The sequence below is a fragment of the Pseudorhodoplanes sp. genome (assembly GCF_035565855.1).
Lineage (GTDB): Bacteria > Pseudomonadota > Alphaproteobacteria > Rhizobiales > Xanthobacteraceae > Pseudorhodoplanes.
In genome coordinates this window covers 1-1,523 of sequence record NZ_DATMRX010000111.1, presented here as the reverse complement: position 1 = coordinate 1,523, position 1,523 = coordinate 1, and the positions used below count along the sequence as shown (strand labels likewise).

Below are 1,523 nucleotides of genomic sequence, written 5' to 3'. Positions count from 1 at the left end.
GGGATCGCGGGCGACGACGTGATGCAGATCGACGAAGTAGCGTTTCGGCAGGCTCCAGAGCCCGGCCCATTCGATCGGCGCTTCCCTGCCCGCTCGCCATAGAGCCGCGCGCCGTGCGAGGCCTATCGCGAGTGTCGCGATCGAGACCCAAAACAGCGCTGTCACGGCTGCCGCGATCGACACGATCAAAAATCCTTACACAGCCGGAGCGAGTCGTAGATGGCGGCGTGAATGTTGTGCATCGACACGCAATCCCCGACGCGGAAGAGGAGAAAGCGTCCATCGCCCGTCGCCTCTTGCAGCGCCGGCTGCGGCTCGGCAGCAAAAAGCGATTTGAGATCCGTCTGGCCGCGATTGATCGAGCGCCCCTTCAGCGAGGTATAAAGCTCGGTGTTGGGCGCGATGCCGTTTTCGATGATGACCTGATCGACGACGCGCTCTTCTAATTCATCGGTATATTCATTGCGCAACACGGCGACCTTCTTGTTACCCTCAGCGTAGACGCGATCCAGCCAATGGTTCGGTGTCGGAATGATGCCTTGCGCATAAAGGCGGCGATAGAAAATCGGGAACGTCGTGCCGCCGACATCTTCGGAGACTTTCGTATCGGGCGTGACGATCTCGACGGTGCAGCCGCGGCTCGCCAGGAAATCCGCGGTGCCGAAGCCCGCGTGCGCGCTGATGCCGTCATAGACGAGAACGTTCTCGGCCGGCGCGACCTTCTCAGAGAGGATGTCCCAGGAACTGATGGAAAGTCCCTCGTTCGCGCCCCAGTTCGCGACTTGATCGGTGAAGCTGCGCCCCCCTGTTGCGAGCACGACGATGTCCGGCTCCTCGCTGAGCACGATATCGGGCGTCGCTTCGGTTTCCAGCCGGCGATCCACGCCCAAACGTTTTGTCTCAAGGTCAAACCAGCGAACGATGCCGGCCATCTGCTCGCGTTGCGGTGCCTTGGCCGCGAGATTGATTTGGCCGCCGACACCTGGGTTGCGCTCAAACAAAATGACATCGTGCCCCCGCGACCGCGATACGCGCGCGGCTTCGAGACCTGCGGGGCCTCCGCCGACGACAACGACACGCTTCTTTGCGCCTTTTGTCTTGGTGATGACGTGGGGCATCGTCGCTTCGCGTGAGGTCGCCGCATTCTGGACGCAGAGCGTATCGGAGCCAGAATACATGCGATCGATGCAGTAGTTCGCGCCGACGCATTGGCGGATCTGATCTTCGCGGCCCTCGCGCACCTTGTTCATGATGTGCGGATCGGCGATGTGCGCGCGGGTCATGCCGACCATATCAACGAGCCCGTTCGCGAGGATGCGCTCGGCTTGCGAGATATCGCGGATGCCTTGCGCATGAAGGACCGGCACGCTGACGACGGACTTGATACCGCTTGCGAGATGCACGAACGGCTCGGGCGGCAATGCCATCGGCGGCATGCAGTTCGCGAGCGTGTTGTGCGTATCCGCGCCTGAGCCAATCACGCTGATGAAATCAAGCATGCCAGTCTCGGACATGCGCTGCGC

At 61.7% G+C, this 1,523-nt stretch carries 2 protein-coding genes; both read right to left on the bottom strand.

The genetic code is table 11. The features are described 5' to 3' along the window. The coding region (locus VN004_RS06185; RefSeq protein WP_414710236.1) for a DUF3483 domain-containing protein at positions 1–183 on the bottom strand (183 nt) is incomplete at its 3' end. Positions 184–185: 2 nt separating this feature from the next. Next, positions 186–1,523, bottom strand: a 1,338-nt coding sequence (locus VN004_RS06180) for an FAD-dependent oxidoreductase (protein WP_325608050.1), incomplete at its 5' end; no start/stop codon positions are given.